General features: G+C 37.4%; 1 protein-coding gene. It reads right to left on the reverse strand.

Going from position 1 to position 1,501, the window contains the following annotated elements; translation table 11 throughout:
- Nucleotides 1-95: 95 nt before the first annotated feature.
- A protein-coding gene (locus B5P42_RS29675; protein ID WP_087944740.1) for an IS3 family transposase occupies nucleotides 96-1,426 on the reverse strand; the annotation gives its coding sequence in 2 pieces (ribosomal slippage) (nucleotides 96-1,039 and nucleotides 1,039-1,426; 1,332 coding nt in all).
- Nucleotides 1,427-1,501 lie beyond the last annotated feature (75 nt).

Raw genomic sequence — 1,501 nt, forward strand, 5'->3', positions numbered from 1 at the left:
TGACTAACTCCAAATTTCCCTAAAATAAAAAAGCTACTGCTCCTTTTGAACTGTACCCTATAAAATGGACAGTTTAATAAAAAAGCCCTGAAAAATCAAGCACTTAAAAGGTGGTTCCGATATTCGATCGGAGCCATCTTTTTTAATGTCCACTGATAACGATTATAATTATACTCCTCCATATAATCCTTTATGTTGAGCTCAAGGGATTCAAAGGTTTGACAATCTTTATAATCTAATTCATCTTTCATATGACCAAAAAAGGATTCCATTGGTGCATTGTCTAAACAATTGCCCCTACGGGACATAGATTGTCTGATCCCCATTTCTCTTACACGTTTCTGAAATTCAGGGTGTGTATAATGAATACCTTGGTCTGAATGTAGAAGCGCTTCAGGATGAATGACTTCTCCTAATCTCTCTTTCAAGTTATCTAATGTTTGATAGACGATATCCATTCGTAAAGAGGAAGAGACATGATAGGCTAAAATCTCTCGTGTTGCGCTGTCTTTTACACATGATAAATAAGCCTTCTTTCCTTTTCCATAAAATAAATAGGTAATATCCGTTAACATACTTTTTTCAGGCTCTTCTTGATTGAATTGGCGTTTTAAAAGGTTCGGACATGTTTTATGTTCTTGTGTCGCTTTTGCGATGTGTTTATAAGGATTCGCTCGGCGAATCTTTGTCACAAGGTTATATTTACGCATAATACGGTAAATACGCTTGAGATTCATACAAATTCCTTTTGTCTTTTCCAACACCATTTTGATAGAACGACCACCACATGTTTTCCCTTTTCGATTAAAAATTTCTTGGATCCATTCATAATCTGTTTCATCATTGCGTTCTTTTTCCAGCTGTTTATCTGTCTGATGAAGCCACGCATAGTATCCACTCCGACTTACCCCAGTCAGTGTGCAAAGGTAACGCACCATACGTGGGAATTGGAATCGACGTATGGTTTGTTCAATCAGTGTGTATGTTTCTCGTGGTGTTAACGCTTCTTCTGTAACGCCTGCCTTTCGAGTTCGTCTAACTTTTTTAGGAATGTCAATTCCGCTTCTAAAAACGCAATACGTGCTTCCGCTTTCTTTAATTTTTCATCAGAAGAGAGGGGTTTTTCCGAAGGGCGTCCCGTGCTTCCTTTCCCGCGGCGTTCTGTATAAAAGCCTTCCTCACCAAATTGTTCAAAGGTTCTTCGCCAACGTTTCAAGCATTGTTTTGGTTTCTTCTCACCGATCACAGCTAAGTCAAACCCATTCTCTAAAAAGATTTGGCTAGGACCTTTTCCTTGTTGATTTTCTTTTACCGCTCTTACTTTGAAATCTGAACAATAGCTAATCGAACGGTCCGACGCTTTTAATACATTTTTATTTTTTTCTAGCTGTTTCATTTGAATTTCGTTAAAAATAATTTTACCCATTCTCCGTACCTCATTTCTATCGTTGGTTCCATTATAACGAGGTTTTTTGATAAAAATACACAAAAACCCCGAATC

It is taken from the genome of Bacillus sp. SRB_331, from assembly GCF_003264175.1.
Taxonomy (GTDB): Bacteria; Bacillota; Bacilli; order Bacillales; family Bacillaceae_G; genus Bacillus_A; species Bacillus_A mycoides.